Annotated in this window: 14 protein-coding genes; 5 read left to right on the forward strand and 9 right to left on the reverse strand. The window is 71.2% G+C overall.

What is annotated here, in order from left to right:
* The first annotated feature begins 50 nt into the window (after nucleotides 1-50).
* Complete coding sequence (gene ku, locus BLQ34_RS17445; protein WP_091788434.1) at nucleotides 51-932, forward strand: non-homologous end joining protein Ku; 882 nt, start codon at nucleotides 51-53, stop codon at nucleotides 930-932.
* A gap of 75 nt (nucleotides 933-1,007) precedes the next feature.
* Here ku and BLQ34_RS17450 read toward each other — a convergent pair whose 3' ends face one another.
* The 3 genes from BLQ34_RS17450 to BLQ34_RS17460 all read right to left on the reverse strand — a co-directional run bounded on the left by BLQ34_RS17450 (nucleotide 1,008) and on the right by BLQ34_RS17460 (nucleotide 3,614).
* Complete coding sequence (locus tag BLQ34_RS17450; protein ID WP_091788437.1) at nucleotides 1,008-1,763, reverse strand: ABC transporter permease; 756 nt, start codon at nucleotides 1,761-1,763, stop codon at nucleotides 1,008-1,010.
* Between the two features lies 1 nt (nucleotide 1,764).
* Nucleotides 1,765-2,781 carry an ATP-binding cassette domain-containing protein gene (locus tag BLQ34_RS17455; RefSeq protein WP_091788440.1) on the reverse strand — a complete coding sequence of 339 codons (1,017 nt, stop codon included), beginning with the start codon at nucleotides 2,779-2,781 and terminating at the stop codon, nucleotides 1,765-1,767.
* Nucleotides 2,782-2,969: 188 nt separating this feature from the next.
* The gene (locus tag BLQ34_RS17460; RefSeq protein ID WP_172829421.1) at nucleotides 2,970-3,614 is read right to left on the reverse strand and encodes a PadR family transcriptional regulator; all 645 of its coding nucleotides are present in this window, start codon (nucleotides 3,612-3,614) and stop codon (nucleotides 2,970-2,972) included.
* A 34-nt stretch (nucleotides 3,615-3,648) separates the two neighbouring features.
* On the opposite strand from BLQ34_RS17460, the gene BLQ34_RS17465 reads away from it, so the two are divergent.
* Complete coding sequence (locus BLQ34_RS17465; protein WP_091788446.1) at nucleotides 3,649-4,476, forward strand: Fpg/Nei family DNA glycosylase; 828 nt, start codon at nucleotides 3,649-3,651, stop codon at nucleotides 4,474-4,476.
* Between the two features lie 11 nt (nucleotides 4,477-4,487).
* Here the strand turns inward: BLQ34_RS17465 and BLQ34_RS17470 are convergent, their stop codons facing one another.
* Nucleotides 4,488-5,027: a hypothetical protein gene (locus BLQ34_RS17470; protein ID WP_091788449.1), complete on the reverse strand. Its 540-nt coding sequence runs from the start codon at nucleotides 5,025-5,027 to the stop codon at nucleotides 4,488-4,490.
* Between the two features lie 72 nt (nucleotides 5,028-5,099).
* Between BLQ34_RS17470 and BLQ34_RS19385 the strand changes: the two genes are divergently transcribed.
* The gene (locus tag BLQ34_RS19385) at nucleotides 5,100-5,729 is read left to right on the forward strand and encodes a CGNR zinc finger domain-containing protein (protein ID WP_091788452.1); all 630 of its coding nucleotides are present in this window, start codon (nucleotides 5,100-5,102) and stop codon (nucleotides 5,727-5,729) included.
* 5 nt (nucleotides 5,730-5,734) lie between these two features.
* On the opposite strand, the gene BLQ34_RS17480 is transcribed toward BLQ34_RS19385, so the two are convergent.
* From BLQ34_RS17480 to BLQ34_RS17500, 5 genes are read right to left on the reverse strand one after another with little or no spacing between them, the layout of a single operon-like run.
* On the reverse strand, nucleotides 5,735-6,838 hold the full coding sequence (locus BLQ34_RS17480) for a VWA domain-containing protein (protein ID WP_091790177.1): 1,104 nt from the start codon (nucleotides 6,836-6,838) through the stop codon (nucleotides 5,735-5,737).
* A 2-nt stretch (nucleotides 6,839-6,840) separates the two neighbouring features.
* On the reverse strand, nucleotides 6,841-7,827 hold the full coding sequence (locus BLQ34_RS17485) for a VWA domain-containing protein (RefSeq protein ID WP_091788455.1): 987 nt from the start codon (nucleotides 7,825-7,827) through the stop codon (nucleotides 6,841-6,843).
* The gene (locus BLQ34_RS17490; RefSeq protein WP_091788458.1) at nucleotides 7,824-8,750 is read right to left on the reverse strand and encodes a DUF58 domain-containing protein; all 927 of its coding nucleotides are present in this window, start codon (nucleotides 8,748-8,750) and stop codon (nucleotides 7,824-7,826) included. Before BLQ34_RS17490 ends, BLQ34_RS17485 begins: the two co-directional genes overlap by 4 nt.
* A complete protein-coding gene (locus BLQ34_RS17495; RefSeq protein WP_091788461.1) occupies nucleotides 8,729-9,790 on the reverse strand; it encodes an AAA family ATPase in 1,062 nt (353 codons plus the stop codon). The genes BLQ34_RS17490 and BLQ34_RS17495 overlap by 22 nt, the downstream gene beginning before the upstream one ends.
* Nucleotides 9,791-9,831: 41 nt before the next feature.
* Nucleotides 9,832-10,713: a S1C family serine protease gene (locus tag BLQ34_RS17500; RefSeq protein WP_231961342.1), complete on the reverse strand. Its 882-nt coding sequence runs from the start codon at nucleotides 10,711-10,713 to the stop codon at nucleotides 9,832-9,834.
* A 108-nt stretch (nucleotides 10,714-10,821) separates the two neighbouring features.
* On the opposite strand from BLQ34_RS17500, the gene paaK reads away from it, so the two are divergent.
* The gene (paaK, locus tag BLQ34_RS17505; RefSeq protein ID WP_091788465.1) at nucleotides 10,822-12,105 is read left to right on the forward strand and encodes a phenylacetate--CoA ligase PaaK; all 1,284 of its coding nucleotides are present in this window, start codon (nucleotides 10,822-10,824) and stop codon (nucleotides 12,103-12,105) included.
* Between the two features lie 235 nt (nucleotides 12,106-12,340).
* On the forward strand, nucleotides 12,341-19,219 hold the full coding sequence (locus BLQ34_RS17510) for an Ig-like domain-containing protein (protein ID WP_157693128.1): 6,879 nt from the start codon (nucleotides 12,341-12,343) through the stop codon (nucleotides 19,217-19,219).
* Nucleotides 19,220-19,282: the final 63 nt, after the last annotated feature.

The raw sequence follows: 19,282 nt of genomic DNA on the forward strand, positions 1-19,282 counted from the left end.
TGACGCATAGGCTGGTGGCGACGAGGGACTCACGAGAGGACGGGGAGAGCATGCGAGCGATCTGGAAGGGCGCGGTGTCGTTCGGGCTGGTCAACGTGCCGATCCGGCTCTACTCCGCCACCGAGAACCACGACGTGTCGTTCCGGCAGGTGCACCGCGAGGACGGCGGCCGGATCAAGTACCAGCGGATCTGCAGCATCGACGGCGAGGTCGTGTCCTACGACGACATCGCCAAGGGCTACGAGACCGAGGACGGCGAGATGGTCGTCCTCACCGACGAGGACTTCAAGGAGCTCCCGGCCAGCAGCAGCAAGGAGATCTCGGTCGAGAAGTTCGTGCCGGCCGAGCAGATCGACCCGATGCTCTACGACAAGTCCTACTACCTGGAGCCCGACAAGGCGTCCACCAAGCCCTACATCCTGCTGCGTGACGCCCTCGAGAAGGAGAACCGCGTCGCGGTGGTGACGGTCTCGATCCGCACCCGCATGACGATGGCGGTGCTGCGCGTCCACGAGGGCGTGATCCTCATGCAGACGATGTTGTGGCCGGACGAGATCCGCAAGCCCGACTTCGCCACGCTCGACGACGACGCCAAGGCGACCAAGCAGGAGCTGGCGATGGCCGACCTGCTGATCGAGCAGCTGGCCGGCGACTACGAGCCCGACGACTACGAGGACGACTACGCGGCCGCGGTCCAGGCCCTGGTCAAGGCGAAGGTCGAAGGCGGCGAGATCCAGCACGCGCCGGAGTCGAAGGACGAGTCCGGCGAGGTCGTCGACCTGCTGGCTGCCCTCAAGAAGTCGGTCGACAAGGCCAAGGCGTCGCGCGGCGAGTCCACCTCGGACAGCAAGCCGGCGGCCAAGAAGACCGCCGCGAAGAAGACCACGGCCAAGAAGGCGACCACCAAGAAGGCGGCCAAGAAGGCCAGCTGACCCTGCCGGACCCACCCCCAGACGCAGGTATGCCGCGTGGCCGGGCCACGCGGCATACCCGTGTCCGGAGGGCGGTCAGGCGTTCTCCTTGCGGAAGGTGGACGTGCCCCACCACAGCGCGATGGCGAACAGGCCGACCGCCCAGATGCTGCCCCACATCAGGCCGTTGGCCGCGAAGTCTCCGACGAACGAGCTGCGCACGCCATCGGTGATCCAGCGGAACGGCATGAAGTCGCTGGTGCGCTGCAGCCAGTCGGGACCGATCGTCATCGGCAGCAGGATGCCGGAGAGCAGCAGCACCGGCATCATGACGACGTTGATCACCGGAGCCATGACGTCCTCGCTCTTGGTCGTCAGGGCCAGCGCGTTGGACGCCGCCGCACAGGCTCCGCCGACCAGCAGGGTGAGCAGCACGCCGAGGACGACGCCGCCCAGCGGGGCCTCCATGCCCACCCAGTAGCCGAGCCCGACCAGCACCAGGGCCTGGACGAGGAGCTGGAGCAGGTCGCGCCACAGCCGACCCATCAGCAGCGCGGTGCGGCTGGCGGGGGTGACCCGCTCCGCCTCGATGACCCCGTCGCGCCACTCGGAGATCAGGCCGAAGCCGGCGAAGAACGCCCCGAACATGCCGAGCTGGATCAGCATGCCGGGCACGAAGAAGGTCCACGTGTTGGCGACGCCGAGCTGCTGGGCCATCGGCTTGAGCAGCGGCCCGAAGAGGAACAGGTAGAGGATCGGCTGCATCAGGCCGATGAGCACCCAGGCGGGGTTGCGCAGGTTCATCCGCAGCTGGCGGCGGAAGACGATGAAGGACTCGCGCAGGAACTGCATGTCACTTCTCCTTCGAGGTCGGGTCGGCCGGGGCCGAGGACTCGGCGTCGCGCAGCGAGCGCCCGGTGAGGGTGAGGAAGACGTCGTCGAGGGTGGGGCGCAGGACCTCGATCGACTCGAGGTCGATGTCGGCGGCCCGCAGGTCGGCCAGCAGGCCGGGGACCGCCTTGCCGGCGCGCTGCACCCGGGCGCGGACGTGGTTGCCGTCCACCTCGACCGCGTCGCTGCCGTCCCTGCCCGACTCGGCGATGGCGTCGAGCCGCTTGGCCGCCTCGGCCACCAGGTCGGGGTCGGTCACCTCGAGGTCGACCAGGTCACCGGAGACCTGCGCCTTGAGGTTGTCGCTGGTGTCGGCGGCGATGATCCTGCCGTGGTCGATGACGATGATCCGGTCGCTCAGCGCGTCGGCCTCGTCGAGGTAGTGGGTGGTGAGGAACACCGTCGCCCCACGCCGCTTGCGCAGGTCGGCGATGTGGGTCCAGAGGTTCGCCCGCGCCTGCGGGTCGAGACCCGTCGTCGGCTCGTCGAGGAAGACCAGGGTCGGCTCGTGGATCAGCCCCATGACGATGTCGAGCCGGCGGCGCTGGCCGCCGGACATGGTCTTGGGCTGGCGCCCCCAGAGCCCCTCGAGGTCCAGCTGGCCGAAGAGCTCCTGGCCGCGGGTGCGCGCCTCGGCAGCCGTCATGCCGTAGAGCATCCCGTGGTCGACCACCTCGTCGCCGGCCCGGGCGAACTGGCCCGTGGAACCGCTCTGCGAGACGTAGCCGATCGACCGCCGCACCTTCTCGGACTCCGTGACGACGTCGAAGCCGGCCACCGTGGCCGTGCCCGCCGTCGGGCGCAGCAACGTGGTCAGCATGCGCAGGGTGGTGGTCTTGCCCGCGCCGTTCGGCCCGAGGAAGCCCACCACCTCGCCCTCGGCGACGTCGAGGTCGACGCCGTCGACGGCGCGCACCTCGCTCTTCTTCTTGCCCTCGCGTGTCTGGAAGGTCTGCACCAGACCTCGTGCGTGGATCATCGTCTCTCCCGCTCCTTGCCCCGACCGTCGACCGGCCCACCGGCTCTTGTTCAAACTTGAATATCCGAAGTGTTCAACATTGAACACCCACGCGTCAATCCGGTTCTCCACCCGGCGCGCATGACGGTAGACCCGTGCACCGACAGGAACTCATCGCAGCGCGCGCTCGCAGCGGGCGCGGCTGCGAGTCAGTGCTGGCGCGCGATGAGCTCCACGTAGCGCTGCCGGTCGTTCGCCATCTGCCAGCCCGGGTCGTCGGCGGGGGCGGTCCAGTCGGCCGGTTCGCCGCTCAGCCCGAACTCGCCGCGGTCCACCTGGGCGATCAGGTTCACCAGCCACTCCCGCTCGGTCTGCCCCATCCCCATCCAGAGGTCGGCCAGCGTCCGCACGTGTGGGGGCACCGCCTCGGGCGGGATCTCGCGAGCCAGCTGCTCGCGCGTCCTGGCGTCCAGGTTGGCCAGCCGGGTCCGGAGCGCCTCGCGCACCGCGGTCCGGCTGATCAGCGGCATCAGCGCCATGGCCGTGTGGAACGGCAGCGGGGACAGCAGGTCGGGGGTCTCGACCGCCTCCTGCCAGAGCCTGGCGAACTCACGTCGCCCGGCCGGGGTGCTCGTGTAGACCGCCACCTCGCGGTTGCCGTCGACCAGGTCGTGCCGGTCGAGGTTCCCCTGCTTGGCCAGGGTGGCCAGGCCCGAGTAGATCGATCCGGGGTTCACGTGCGCCCAGTCGTCGACCTCCCACGACAACAGCTCGCGCCGCAGCTGGTAGCCGTTGACCGGCTCGAACAACATGACGGTGCCGAGCAGCAGGAGTCGGGTCTCGGTGGCCGCCATGCCGTGCAGTGTAGGCACGGGGCAGGATGGCGACATGCCCGAAGGCCACACCCTCCACGCGCTCGCCCGTGACCTCGACGCGGCATACCGGGGCACGCAGCCGACCGCGACGAGCCCGCAGGGGCGCTTCGCCGCCGGTGCGGCGCTGCTCAGCGGGCGCACCTTCCTCCAGGCCACCTCGTGGGGCAAGCACCTGTTCGTCGAGTTCGACGGTGACGCCTGGCTGCACGTGCACCTGGGCCTGATCGGCAAGTTCAGCATCGACGAGCGCGAGTATGCAGCGCAGGTGCCGGTGGTGGGCCAGGTGCGACTGCGCCTGGAGACCGACGAGCACGTCGCCGACCTGCGCGGCCCCAACCTCTGCGCCGTCATCACGCCCGAGCAGGTCGAAGCCGTGACGAACCGTCTTGGGCCGGATCCCTTACGGCCGGAACCGGATCCGGACCTCGCGTGGCGCCGGATCTCGCGCAGCGGCAAGTCGATCGCCGAGCTCCTGATGGACCAGTCGGTCCTGGCGGGCGTGGGCAACGTCTACCGCTGCGAGGTGCTCTTCCGGAAGCGGGTCGACCCGTTCCGTCCGGGTCGCGAGCTGCGCCGGTCGACCTGGGACGCGATCTGGCTGGACCTCGTCGACCTGCTCCCCCTGGGGGTGGCGACCGGCAGGATCGTCACCCTCGAGGAGCAGGTCGAGCAGGTCCGGGCCAAGCTCGCCAGCGGTGCCGCCGACCGGCTCACCGAGCGGCACTCCTACGTCTACAAGCGGGAGGGCGAGCCGTGCCTGGTCTGCGGCTCGAGGATCCGGACCCGCGTGGTGGGCGGCCGCAACCTCTTCTGGTGCGGCCGCTGCCAGCGGCGCCGCTGACCGGGACCGGCCTAGCCGAGCTCGGCGCAGACGTCGATCGACGAGCCGTGCCGGCCGAGCGTGAGGGTGCGGGTGCCGTCGGCGTTGAACGCCACCGAGGTGCCCTTGCCGGACACGACGTAGATCCCGCTGGCCGGCGTGGAGCCGGCAGTCAGCGTGGCGCCGAACGGGCCGTGCAGCGAGGTCAGCGAGGCGGGTGAGCCGTCCGGCTCGTAGGCGAAGACACCGGTGCCGCCGAGGTCGTGCACCACGCTGGCGCCGGTGCTGGTGTTGGTGAACCGCATGACCAGGTCGCCGCGGAAGACCTGCTCCTTCGGGCTGCCGTCGGGGTAGGTCGCGGTGGTCCTGAAGAACTCGCGGTCCTCGACGACGGTCTCCTGCACGTCGAAGGCGCAGGTCGAGCGGGCGGCGGGGACGAGGACGTCCTCCTGGTGGTACGGCGTCCACGGCGATCCGCCGTCGGCCTGGGCCTGGGACGGCGCGGCTCCGACCGCCGTCCCCAGCAGGGCCAGCGCGGCCGCGGCGGCGGTGCTTGCGGCAAGGTGTCGCATGACGATCTCCTAACCAGTTATGATCTTTCTAACGGTTAGCACTCAATCGCGACCTGGAGGAGACGTCAAGCCGTGGTGGAGGGTCCGCACTGGATCGAGGTCCGGGGTCTCGTGCTGCCCCGACCGGTCGGCGGGCACCCCGCACTCGACTTCGTGAACACCCGCTCCGGCTGGGGCGAACCGGCCCCCGCGATCCCCGACGGCGAACCCGACCCGCGGGAGTTCCTGCGTTCCTACGACCACGTCGCCGTCTTCGCCGAGCACGCCGGGCTGCTCGACGCGGCGTCGGTCGCGGCCCTGCGTCGTCGCGCGGCCACCCGTCCCCGCGACGCCGAGGACCTCCTCGCCGCGGCGAGGGAGCTGCGCTCCCGGCTGCGCGCAGTGCTCCTCGACCCGCGGGACCAGCGCGCGGTGCGCGCCCTGTCGCGACTGGTCCAGCCGGCCCTCGCCCAGCTCCACCTGGTGCCCGGGGACCAGCCTCGCTGGGACGTCGGCGGCGGCCTCGACCGCCCCCTCTCGGCGATCGCGTGGACCGCCGCCCAGGCCGTCACCGGTGCCGACCTGGCCAGCGTGCACACCTGCCCGGGCCACGACTGCGGCTGGCTCTTCCTCGACCCGCGTGGCCGGCGGCGCTGGTGCAGCATGCGTTCCTGCGGCAACCGCGCGAAGGTCGCCGCGCATGCGGAGCGCCAGCGGGCCTGACCCGGCTACTGGGGGTGGGCGGTCCAGCGACCCGCGAGACCGAGGCCGAGCAGGAGCAGCAGCGCCGCCAGCCCGGCGAACGCCACGCTGACCTCGACGTTCCGCTCCTGCACGTCGACGTGCTTCGGGAGGTCGTTGAGCACTCCCTGCAGCTGGTCGGCGTCGCTGGCCTTGAAGTACTCGCCCCCGGTGGTTCTTGCCACCGTCTGGAGCGCCTCCTCGTCGACCACGAGGAAGTTGCGTCCACCGGGCCCGAGGCCGCCACCGAAGCCGCCCGGAGGACCGTCGAACAGCCCACCGCCGAGCTGGTCGCTGGTGCAGACCATCTGCGTCGGGTTGGTGGTGCCGAACCCGATCGGGTAGACGCGCACGCCCCGTGCCGCGGCCTGGACGGCAGCCTCCTGAGGAGTCACACCGCGCGTGTTGGCGCCGTCGGTCAGGAGGACGACGATCTCGGGCACCGTCTTCGGCGACTCGGGGGCCGGCGTCGCCGGGGCGTCGGGGGTCGGCGCCTGGTCGTCCGGGTCGGCACCCGTCGCGGCGCCACCGTCGGCCGGCGCCACCGACGGGTTGATCTCTGAGATGGCGTCGATCGACTTGAGGATGGCCGCGCCGATCGTGGTGCCGCGGCCGGTGGTGAGGCCGTCGACCGCCTGTCGGAGGTCGGCCTTGTTCGTCGTCGGCGCCACGGCGACCTGCGCGAAGCCGGAGAACACCACCAGCCCGATCCTGGTCCGGTCGTCCTGCTCGTCGATGAACCTGCGCACCGCCTCCTGGGCGGCGGCCAACCGGTTCGGGTCGACGTCGGTCGCGCACATCGACCCCGACACGTCGACCGCGAGGATCACCGCGGAGCTCGACACGGGGACGGCGGCGCGGACCTGCGGTCGTCCCGCGGCCAGGCCGAGCAGGGCCAGGCTTGCCAGCACCAGCGCGACCGGCAGGTGACGCCGCCACATCCGCTGGCGGGGCAGCACGGCGCGGATCAGGGCGACGTTGGAGAAGCGCACCGCGTTGCGTCGCCGCCGCCGCAGCTGCCACAGGTATGCCGCGACGAGGACCGGGACGGCCAGCAGGCCGAGCAGGGCGTAGGGGAGCGCGAAGGACACCGTCACACCACCCGTCCGGAACGGAGCACCGAGACGCTCGCGCCGAGCAGCAGCAGGACGGCTGCCGCAGAGGCGAACCACGAGGTGATCTCGCGCTCCTCGGTCCGCGCCGTCCAGGCGAGGTCGATGCTGCTGTAGACCTTGCTCAGGGCGGTGCTGTCACTGGCCGCGTAGTAGGCGCCGTCCGTGGTCTCGGCGATCTGCTTCAGGGTGTCCTCGTCGAGCCGGGTGGAGATCTGGAACCCGTCGACCTCGAGCACCGTGCCCTGCGGGCTGCCCAGTCCGATCGGGTAGATCCGCACGCCCGCGGTGGAGGCGAGCTCGGCCAGGACCAGCGGGTCGGGGTCGGTCGTGTTCTCGCCGTCGGACAGCAGGACGACCGCAGCGGATCCGTAGTAGCCGAGGTCGTCGCCACCGGCGGTGCCGTCCTCGCCGTTCTCGTCGACGCTGATCGGCTTGCCGGCGATGGCGCTGATCGACGAGACGATCCCGCGGCCCAACGCGGTACCGCCCTGCGGGGTCAACCGGTCGATGGCGGCGAGTACCTCCGCGCGGTCGTCAGTGGGCTGCTGGGCGATCACCGCCGAGTCCCCGAACGCCACGACCCCGAGCCGGATCGTGGCCGGCTGCTTGGCCACGAACGCCTTGGCGGCGGCCTTCGCGGCGTCCAGCCGGGTCGGGGCGAGGTCCTTGGCTGCCATGCTCGTGGAGACGTCGAAGGCCAGGATGACGGTGCCCTCGCGGCGGGGCTCGGCCACCGTGGCAGCCGGCCTGGCCAACGAGGCCAGCAGCAGCGTCAGCGCGGCGAGCAACAGGATCGGCGCCACGTGCCGCCACCGGTCCGGGCGTCCGGCCGACGCGGCGACCAGACCTTCGGCGGCGAGGCGGGCGCGCCCGAGCTCGCGACGCCGCAGCTGGGCGCGGTAGGCGAGGACCAGCACGGGGACGGCGAACAGGGCGAGGAGCAGCCACGGCCACTGGAAGGTCATCGCCGCCTCCGCCGCCGCAGCTCGGAGATCCGCGCGAGGGCGCGCACCAGGTCGTCGTCCGTGGCCACCGGGTGGATGTCGGTGCCCGCCCGACGTGCCGCCGCGACCAGGGCGTCCTGCCGTTCGGCCGCCGCGGCCGCCAGCCGCTCACGGAACACCGGGTCGTTGGTGTCGACGAAGATCTGCTCGCCCGTCTCGGCGTCCTCGACGTAGACCATGCCCACCGCAGGCAGCTCGGACTCACGGGGGTCGACGACCTGGATCGCCACGACGTCGTGCCGGCGGGTCAGCAGGGACAGCGGGTGCTCCCAGCCGGGCTGGGTGATGAAGTCGGAGACGATGACGAGCAGCGACCGGCGGCGGGCGAGCCCGAGCGTGGCGTGCAACATCCTGGACAGGTCGGTCGTGTCCTTCGGCCGAGCTGCGGCCGGGGGCTGCAGCAGGGCCTGGCTGATCCGCAGCACCTGTCTGCGGCCCTGGGCGGGTGGGATGGTGGCGACGTCACCGTCGAACAGCACGGCCCCGACCGAGTTGCCGCCGCGGGCCAGGATGTGCGCGATCGTCGTCGCGATCTCGGCCAGCACCAACGACTTCTGGCGGTCGACCGGGCCGAAGCCCATCGAGGCCGAGCGGTCCAGCAGCAGCCAGGCAGTGATCTCCCGGTCCTCGACGTACTCCCGGACGTAGGGGGTGTCCATCCGGGCGGTGACGTTCCAGTCGATGTGCCGCAGGTCGTCACCCGGCTCGTACTCGCGCAGGTCGGTGAAGTCGATCCCGGTGCCCCGGAACAGCGTCCGGTAGTCGCCCTGCAGCCGGCCGTCGAGCCGGCGGACGACACGCCACTCCAACCGCCGGAGCAGGCTCTCGGCGGTCAGGGTCCCGGGACCGGGTGGTCCGGGGCTCAGCGTGGTCCGGTCGCCCATGTGGTCTGCGCGGTGGACTGGCCGGAGCTCGCAGCGCCGGTCTGCTGGCGCCGCTCGCGAAGCGGGACGTCGGGCATGGTGACGGCTTCGAGGACGGGGCTGAGCAGGTCGTCGGGCCCGATGCCCTCGGCCAGGGCCTCGTAGGACAGCACCAGCCGGTGCCGCATCACGTCGCGCGCGAGGTCGCGGACGTCCTGGGGGCGGGCGAAGTCGCGCCCCCGGAGGAAGGCCAGCGCCTTGCCTGCGAGGACCAGGTTGATCGAGGCCCGCGGGCTCGCGCCGAACGACAGGTACCTGGCGAGATCCGGCAGCCCGACCGACTCCGGCGACCGGGTCGCGCTCGCCAGCCGCACGGCATACTCGATCACCGCGGGGTCGACGTAGACCGCGTCGGTCTGCTTCTGGAACTCGACCAGCTGGCCGGGCTCCAGCACCCGCTGCGCCGCTTCGAAGGTTGTCGTCATGCGCTCCACGACGACGAACTCCTCTGAGGCAGTGGGGTATCCGATCAGCGTCTTGAGCATGAAGCGGTCGACCTGCGCCTCGGGCAGCGCATAGGTCCCCTCGGACTCGATCGGGTTCTGGGTGGCCATCACGAGGAACGGGTCGGGCGCCTTGAAGGTCTCGCGACCGATCGTCACCTGCCGCTCCTGCATCACCTCCAACAGGGCGCTCTGCACCTTCGCCGGCGCCCGGTTGATCTCGTCCGCGAGGACGAGGTTGGCGAAGACCGGGCCGAGCGAGACCTGGAACTCACCGTCCTTCTGGTTGTAGATGCGGGTGCCGATGACGTCGGCGGGCACGAGGTCGGGGGTGAACTGGATCCGTTGGAACTCACCGCCGATCGCCTGGGCCAGCGTCTTGATCGCCATCGTCTTCGCGAGGCCGGGCACGCCCTCGACGAGCAGGTGGCCGCGGGCCAGCAGCGCCACGAGCATGCGCTCCAGGAGCACGTCCTGGCCGACGATCGTCTTCTTCACCTCGTAGAGCGCCTGCTCCAGGGGGTGCTGCCGACCGAGATCGGGGCGGTGCGGTTCCATGCGCTCTCCTCGGGTTCCGGTGCGGGGGCCGGTGCTGGTGGTTACTGGGGTGGGGCGCCGACGACCCCGCCGGCAGTGGCGATGGGCACCGCGAAGCCGATGCCCACGAAGAAGTTCTGCTCGGACGGGTTGGCCAGTCCGGTGACGATGCCGACCACCTGGCCGGCCTTGTCGAGCAGCGGTCCGCCGGAGTTGCCCGGGTTGACGGCGGCGTCGAACTGGATGAGTCCCTTGAGGGTCTGGCTGCTGTCGACCCGGATGGTGCGGTCGAGGGCCGAGACCACGCCGGCCGACAGGGATCCGTTGAGCCCCAACGGGTGTCCGAGGGCGAAGACGTCGTCGCCGACCTTGGCGCCACCACCCAGGACAGCCGGGACGACGACCTGAGGCAGGCGCTGCGGAGTGAGCACCGCGATGTCGGTGTCCTCGTCCTGCTCGGCGACCGTCGCGGGTGACTTCGTGCCGTCGGAGAACGCGACCTCGATGCTGCTGGCGCCGTCGACGACGTGCCGCGCGGTGAGGACCGAGCCCTCGGCGCTGGCGACGACGCCGGCGCCGGTGCCGCGCTGGCCGCCACCGCGCACCGTCGAGATGGTGACGATCGACGGGAGCGCCGCCTGGTATGCCGTGGTGGCGTCGGTGGGTGCCTTCGCCTCGTCCTGCTGGGCCTTGGCGATGCCGTCCTGCACCGCCTTGTTGACGTCGGTGGCGGTGATCGGGGGAGTCTCGGGGCCGCGGGTGAGGGCGTAGACGCCGACCGCCAGGACGACAGCCACCACCAGGGTGGCGACGAGCCACCGCCGAGGTGACCGCGTCAGGCCGCGCAGCCGGTCTGCCCGTCGCCGGCTGCGTGGCTCGCGCGACTCCTCGTCGGCCACCCCCTGGGGCGGATCGACGACAAGGGGCGAGCCGAGCCGGTCCACCTTTCGGAGCGTACGTCCGATCGTCGTCGGGCGATACGGGAGAGCGCGATTCACGGCCAACTCTCAGGTTCTGCACCGGTCCCGCGGTCGGGTCGTAGATTGCTGGCCATGGACAACGTCGTCGGCACGGTCGAGGAGCTGCGCGCCCAGCAGCTGGAGCGGATGCGCTGGAGCCTGGCGCACGCCTACGAGCACGTGCCGCACTACCGGGCGGCGTTCGACGCCGCCGGCGTGCGTCCCGACGACCTCCACGAGCTGGCCGACCTGGCGCGCTTTCCCTTCACTGCCAAGGCAGACCTGCGCGACAACTATCCCTTCGGGATGTTCGCGGTGCCGCGCGAGGAGGTGGTGCGCGTGCACGCGTCGAGCGGCACGACGGGCAAGCCCACCGTGGTCGGCTACACCCGGGACGACATCGACATGTGGGCCGAGGTGATGGCGCGCTCGATCGCAGCGGCCGGCGGCCGACCGGGCGACCTGCTGCACGTCGTCTACGGCTACGGCCTGTTCACCGGCGGCCTCGGCGCGCACTACGGCGCGGAACGGCTCGGCTGCACCGTGGTCCCGGTCAGTGGGGGTATGACGGAGCGCCAGGTCCAGCTCATCCAGGACTTCCAGCCCCGGATCATCATGGTCACCCCGTCCTACTTCCTCGGGATCCTCGACGAGATGGAGGCGCAGGGGATCGACCCCAGGTCCACGTCCCTGGAGATCGGCATCTTCGGCGCGGAGCCGTGGACCGAGCAGATGCGCGAGGAGGTGCAGCGGCGCAGCAACATCCGGGCCGTCGACATCTACGGGCTGTCCGAGGTGATCGGGCCCGGCGTCTCGCAGGAGTCGGGGCAGACGCAGGACGGGCTGCACATCTGGGAGGACCACTTCTACCCCGAGATCGTCGACCCGGTCACCGGCGAGGTGCTGCCGGACGGCGAGGAGGGTGAGCTCGTCTTCACGTCGCTGACCAAGCAGGCGATGCCGGTGGTCCGCTACCGCACCAGGGACCTCACCACCCTGCTCCCGGGGACCGCCTACCCGCAGTTCCGCCGGATGGCGAAGATCACCGGGCGCAGCGACGACATGATGATCGTGCGGGGCGTCAACGTCTTCCCGTCGCAGATCGAGGAGCACCTGCTCACCGTCGGGGGGCTGACCCCGCACTACCTCTGCGTGCTGACCCGCCCGGGCCGGATGGACGAGCTGACCGCCCAGGTCGAGGCCGCGGAGGCCGGGTCGACCCCGGACGAGCGGGCGGCGATGGCAGCGGCGCTGCGCAAGCGGGTCAAGGACCGGGTCGGCGTGTCGATCGCGGTCGAGGTGCTCGATCCGCACGCGCTCGAGCGCTCCCTGGGCAAGGCCAAGCGGATCGCCGATCTGCGCCGCGAAGCCCGCTGACCTGCGCAAACGCTGTCGCCGTTCGACACCGGGCCCCTGTCGGCGATCCGACTTCTTGACCATTCAACCTCTAGTCCCTTTGGCCGAGACTTTACTTACCCTTTACCTTTTCATGACCTGCGCCTGTCGTTCTATGACATCTTCCTGACCGTTGCAGGGCTGGCCGCAGATCTTCCGGGCTCCTGCACGCCTGACGTGACCCGCAGGGGGTCGCGCCGAGTCCAGGAGAGAAGTCTTGCGCGCAGTCTGGGGTCAGGGGACCCGACGAGTACTCGCCTTCGGCGCCACGGTCGTGGTCGCCCTGTTGGCACCCATCGCGGCCGCCCAGGCCTACGAGGCGCCCACCGGGACCTTCGCCAGTGGCGCGGCAGCGTTCGGCAGCGGGGTGACCCAGACCTGGTCGGGCAGCGGAGCCACCTCCCGCACCGCGCCGGGAGGCAGCCAGACCCTCAACTACAAGGGCTACGCCTCCACGATCTACTCCCCGGCGATGAGCGCGGGGACCCAGGTCCAGCTGATGGAGACGACCCTCGGCGGGTGCCCGGGCAACGGCACCTGCAGCGGACTCGGCACCCTGACCGTGGCGTTCAGCCAGCCCGTGCTCAACCCGGTGATCCACCTGGGCGGACTGGGGGGCTACGTCGGTTCGGCGGTCTTCCACGACACCTTCACCCTGGTCGGGGGCGGCACCCTGACCAAGGTGGGCTCGGGCACGAACTTCACGGTCAGTGGCAACACCATCACCGCGACCAACGACAGCACCTCAGTCACGTGCGACGCCGTGTCCGGTCCGGCGAGCGCCCTGTCCGCCTGCGGGTCCGTGCGCCTCAACGGCCTGGTGAGCAGCGCCACCTTCAACGTCGGCGCGGTCTCGGGTGGCACCTCCGGCACGCTCGGATCCAGCTCCATCGACGAGTTCTCGGCCGTCGCCACGATCGACAGCGACTTCGGCGACGCCCCCACCTCGATCGACGGCACGACCGACGGCGCGCGCCACGCGGTGGGTGGCCTCAAGCTCGGGTCTTCCATCACGCCTGACGCGACCACCGGAGTGACCGCCCTCAACCCGACGCAGAGCCCCAACGCAGGGGCCTCGGCCACTGGTGACGCCGGCGACGACGGCGTCAACCCCGGGACGATCTCGACTCTCTCGAGCACCTACTCGGCGACCGTGGCACTGGCCGGTGCCACGAAGGCGGCGCGGCTGTGCGGGTGGGTCGACTTCAACAAGAACAACAACTTCCAGACCAACGCCGTCGAGCAGAGCTGCGTCAACGTCGCGGCCGGTCAGACGACCGCCACCCTGAACTGGTCCGGCCTCAGCGGGCTGACGATCGGCACCACCTATGCGCGGTTCCGGCTCGGCTACACCGACACGCAGATCACGGGCAAGCCGAACGGCCCCGCCGACTCCGGCGAGGTCGAGGACTACCAGGTCGCGATCATCACCCCGGCCGCGCCGACCGCGAGCTCCGACGCCATCAGCACCCCGCAGAACGTGAACAAGACGGTGGACCTGCTCGCCAACGACTCCGCGGTGCTCGGCCTCAACGCGACCACGGTCGTCCTGCGCGACCCGGCTGACAACACCTACAAGAAGACCGTCACCATCGCGAACCAGGGCACCTGGACCGTCGACGCCACCACTGGCATCGTCACCTTCAACCCGGTCACCGCGTTCGTGGGCAACGCCACCACGCTGGCCTACCGCGTCGCCGACACGGCGGGCCGCACCACGGCCGCGCAGCTCGCGACCACGGTCACCGCGGTCACGCCGGTCGCCAGCAACGACAGCAAGAGCACGGCCTACAACACGGCCACCACCGTCGACGTGCTCGGCAACGACAACCCCGGCAACGCCGCGATCCCGCTCGACAAGGCCACCGTCAAGCTGCTCGACCCGGCGGACGGCACCTTCAAGACCGCCGTCACGGTCGCGGGCAAGGGGACCTTCACGGTCGACGCGACGACCGGGGCGGTCACCTTCACCCCTGTCGCGGGCTTCGTCGGCACCGCCGGACCGCTCACCTACCGCGTCGCGGATGCCAACGGCACCACCACGACCGCCACGCTCACCGTGACCGTCGCGCTCCCGGCCGCGCCGGTGGCCAACCCGGACACCGCCACCACGCCGCAGAACGTCAACGTCGCCCTGAACCCGCTGACCAACGACACCAAGGCAGCCGGAGTCAGCCTGGTGCCGTCCTCGCTGGTCCTGCGTGACCCGGCCGACAACACCTTCAAGACCACGGTCACGATCGCCGGCCAGGGCACCTACACGGTGAACACCACCAACGGCACCGTCGACTTCGACCCGGTGGCTGCCTTCACCGGCAACGCCAGCGCGCTGACCTACCGGATCACCGACTCGACCGGCCAGAACGCCACCTCGACGATCGCGGTCACGGTCACGCCGATCACCCCGACCGCGGTCGACAACTCCGCCGCCGCGACCTTCAACACCGCGGTCACCATCCCGGTGCTCGGCAACGACACCGCAGGCGCTGCGTCCGCTCCGCTCGACGCCACCAGCGTGAAGCTGCGCGACCCAGCGGACAACACGTACAAGACCGGCGTGACGATCGCCGGCAAGGGCACCTTCACGGTCGACACCACCGGTGTCGTCACCTTCACGCCCGTCAACGGATACCAGGGCGTCGTCGGCCCGGTCACCTACCGCGTGCTCGACACCAACGGCACCGCCGCCACCGCCGCGATCAGCGTCGGCGTCAACGCCCCGGCCCCGCCGGTCGCCGCGGACGACTCCGCCACGACCCTGCAGGGCAAGCCCGTCACCCTGGTGCTGCTCGGCAACGACTCGCCCGGCCCGACCGGTGCCGCGCTCGTGCCCGGCTCGGTGCAGCTGAAGGACCCGGCCACCGGCACCTGGAAGACCTCCTTCGCGGTCGCCGGCCAGGGCTTCTGGTCGGTCGACTCCAACGGTGCCGCCGCGTTCACGCCGATCGCGGCCTTCTCCGGCACGGCCACCTCGGTCGACTACCGCGTCAGCGACGCCAACGGTGCGGTCGCCTCGGCCACCGCACGCGTGACGGTCACCAAGGTCACCCCGACCGCGAAGAACGACTCCGACACCACCGCCTACGAGGTGCCGGTCACGGTCGCCCTCCTCGGCAACGACTCCGCGGGCAACGTCGCGGTGCCGCTGGTGCCGGGCTCGGTCCGCCTCCAGGACCCCGCCGACAGCGGCTGGAAGACCTCGGTCACGATCGCCGGCCAGGGCACGTATGCCCTGAACGCGGCTGACGGGTCCGTCACCTTCACCCCGGCGCAGCGCTTCACCGGCACCGGCACGACCCTCCCCTACGAGGTGCGTGACACCAACGGCACCCGCGCCGCGGCCACCCTCACCGTCACCGTCAACGTGCCCGGACCGCCCACGGCGAACCCGGACGCCCAGACCACCAAGCAGGGTGTGGCCACCACCGTCGACCTGCTCGACGACGACACCGCCGACACCAACTCGGTGCTGATCCCCTCGACGACCCGTCTCTACGACGCCGTGACCGGCACCTGGGTCACCACGCTGACCGTGGCCGGCCAGGGCACCTGGACGGTCGACACCACCACCGGTGTCGTCGCCTTCGCGCCGGTCCGCGCGTTCACGGGCGACGCTGTGCAGACCTACCGCGTGAAGGACGAGACCGGCCAAATCGCCGCCTCGACCGTCACCGTGACGGTCACCCCGGTCACCCCGGTCGCGAAGAACGACTCCGCGACCACGCCGTTCGCCCACGCCGTCGACGTGACCGTGCTCGGCAACGACGCCAAGGGTGACGACAGCGCTCCGCTCGACTCCTCCTCGGTGCAGCTCAAGGACTCCGACGGCACCTGGAAGACGTCCGTCACGGCCGACGGCCAGGGCACCTTCGCGGTGCAGGGCGACGGCTCGGTCCGGTTCACCCCGGCCGACGGGTTCTCCGGCCCGGTCGACGTGGTGACCTACCGCGTCGCCGACAGCAACGGCACGCACGCCTCGGCCACGATCGCGGTGACCGTCGGCGACGCACCGATCGCCCGCAGCGACGAGGGGTCGACCCTGCAGGACGTCACGGTCGACGTGACCCTGCTCGGCAACGACGTCGCCGGCACCGACGCCACCCTGGTGGCGGGCTCGGTCCAGCTCAAGGACCCGGCCGACGGCAGCTGGAAGTCCGCGGTCACCATCGACGGCGAGGGCACCTGGACGGTCGACCCCGCCACCGGTGGCGTCTCGTTCGACCCGGTCCCGGCCTTCACCGGCACGACCACCGAGCTCGACTACCGCGTCGAGGACAGTGACGACAACGTCGCCCGGTCCACCGTGCGCGTCGTCGTCGCCCCGGTCACGCCTGTCGCGAGCAACGACACCGCGACCACGCCGTACGCTCACGCGGTCGACGTGACCGTGCTCGGCAACGACGTGAAGGGTGACGACAGCGCTCCGCTCGACTCGTCCTCGGTCCAGCTCAAGGACTCCGACGGCACCTGGAAGAAGAGCGTCACGGTCGACGGCAAGGGCACCTTCGAGGTCCAGGCGGACGGCTCGGTCCGGTTCACCCCGGCCGACGGATTCGCCGGCCCGGTCGACCTCGTGACCTACCGCGTCGCGGACGACAACGGCACGCGCGCCTCGGCCACCATCGCGGTGACCGTCGGCGACGCACCGGTCGCCGGTGACGACGAGGGCTCGACGAAGCAGGGTGTCGAGGTCGCCGTCGACCTGCTCGACAACGACCTGCCCGGCACCGGCGCGACGCTCGTCCCCGGCACCGTCCAGCTGAAGGACCCGTCCGACGGCACCTGGAGGACCGCGGTGACCATCGACGGCGAGGGCACCTGGACGGTCGACACGACGACCGGCAAGGTCACCTTCGTCCCGGAGCCGTCGTTCACCGGCACCGGCACGGTCACCTACCGCGTGGCCGACACCGACGACAACACGGCCGAGGCCACGGTGTCCGTCGACGTCGCGCCCGTCACGCCGGTCGCGGGCAACAACGCCGCCCACACGGCATACGCCCACCCCGTCGACGTGGCCGTGCTCGGCAACGACGCTGCCGGTGACGACAGCGCCCCGCTCGACGCCTCCTCGGTGCAGCTCAAGGACTCGGACGGCACCTGGAAGTCGATCGTGACGGTCGACGGGCAGGGCACCTTCGGGGTGCTGGCCGACGGTTCGGTCCGGTTCACGCCGGCCGACGGCTTCTCCGGCCCGGTCGACGTGGTGACCTACCGTGTCGCCGACGAGAACGGCACGCACGCCTCGGCCACCATCACGGTGACCGTCGGTGACGCGCCGGTCGCGACCGACGACGAGGGTTCCACCAAGCAGGGTGTGGCCGTCGAGGTCGACGTGCTCGACAACGACGCGGCCGGCACCGACGCGACGCTGGTCCCCGGCTCGGTCGAGCTGAAGGACCCGTCGGACGGCACCTGGAAGACCGCGGTCACCGTGGCCGGTCAGGGCACCTGGACGGTCGACACCACGACCGGCAAGGTCACCTTCGCCCCGGAGCCTTCGTTCACCGGCACCGGTTCGATCACCTACCGCGTCACCGACACGGACGACAACACCGACGTCGCGACCCTCGAGGTCACGGTCGGTGCGACCACCCCGGTCGCCTCGCCCGACTCGACCAGCACGCCGTACGCCCACCCGGTCGACCTGACCGTGCTCGGCAACGACGCTGCCGGTGACGACACCGCCCCGCTCGACGCCTCCTCCGTGCAGCTCAAGGACTCGGACGGCACCTGGCGGTCCAGTGTGACGGTCGACGGTCAGGGCACCTTCGAGGTCGAGGCAGACGGCTCGGTCCGGTTCACCCCGGCCGACGGGTTCTCCGGCCCGGTCGACGTGGTGACCTACCGCGTCGCCGACGCCAACGGCACGCACGCGACGTCCACCATCACCGCGACCGTCGGTGCCGCCCCGGCGGCCGTCAAGGACCAGACCACGACGCCGCAGGGCGTGCCGGTCGACCTCCACCCGCTGGGCAACGACACCCCCGGCACCGGCGCCGACCTCGACCCGAGCAGCCTCGTGCTGGTCGACCCGGTCACCGGCGACCCCGTCGCCACGGTCGTCGTCCCGGGTGAGGGCACCTGGACCATCCCGTCGTCGGCCCCGGTCACCACGACCACGGGCACGGTGGCTCGGTTCAGCCCGCTCCCCGGTTTCGAGGGCACCACCACCCCGATCGGCTACCGGGTCATGGACAGCGACGGCAACACCGCCGACGCCACCCTGACCGTCGTCGTGGAGGCAGTGACCCCGGTCGCCGCCGACGACGCCGCCACCACCCCGTTCGCCACCCCGGTGACGGTCTCGGTGCTCGGCAACGACCACGCCGGCGACGACGCCGTGGCCCTGGACCCCGCCAGCGTGCGGCTCCGTAACCCTGCTGACCCGGCGGACCACGCCTGGAAGACGACCGTGGTGGTCCCGGGCGTCGGCGCCTACGCGGTGCAGGCCGACGGCTCGGTGAAGTTCACTCCCTCGGAGCACTTCTCCGGCACGGCCCCGGCCCTCGCCTACCAGGTCGCGGACGTCAACGGCACGGTCGCCCGGGCCGAGCTCGTGGTCTCCGTCGGCGCCCCGCTGGGTGCGCTGGCGCAGCCCGACCAGGGTGCCAAGCCGGTCACCGGCGCAGTCACGATCGACCCGCTCGCCAACGACACGCCCAGCCAGGGTGCGACGTTCGTCGGGTCGACCCTCTGCCTGGTCGACGGCGCGGGTGACTGTGTCTCCTCGGTGACCGTGCCGGGCGTGGGCACCTGGGTCGTCGACAGCGACGGCACCGTGACCTTCACCCCCGTCGAGGGGTACACGGGCCCGGCCACGATCGGCTACCAGGTCACCGACACCAACGGTGTCGTGCTCTCGTCGACGATCTCCTTCGCGGTGCAGGCCGCGACGGCGCCGTCCGACGGCCCGAGCGACCCGAAGCCGGCCAGCCCCAAGCCCAGCCTCCCGGCGAAGGCGGACGGCAAGCCGCGCTCCCAGCTGGCCTTCACCGGCGCGAACGTCTCCGCGGCGTCGCTGGTGGGCCTGATGCTCCTCGTGGCAGGCATCGGCGCGATCGTCGCATCGCGCCGCCGCCCGCAGGAGGGCTGACCCCAGGACCCCTGACCCTGGAGTCGGCACAAGGGGCCGGTGGACACGACGCAGGTCGTGGCC

Source organism: Pedococcus dokdonensis (assembly GCF_900104525.1).
Taxonomy (GTDB): domain Bacteria; phylum Actinomycetota; class Actinomycetes; order Actinomycetales; family Dermatophilaceae; genus Pedococcus; species Pedococcus dokdonensis.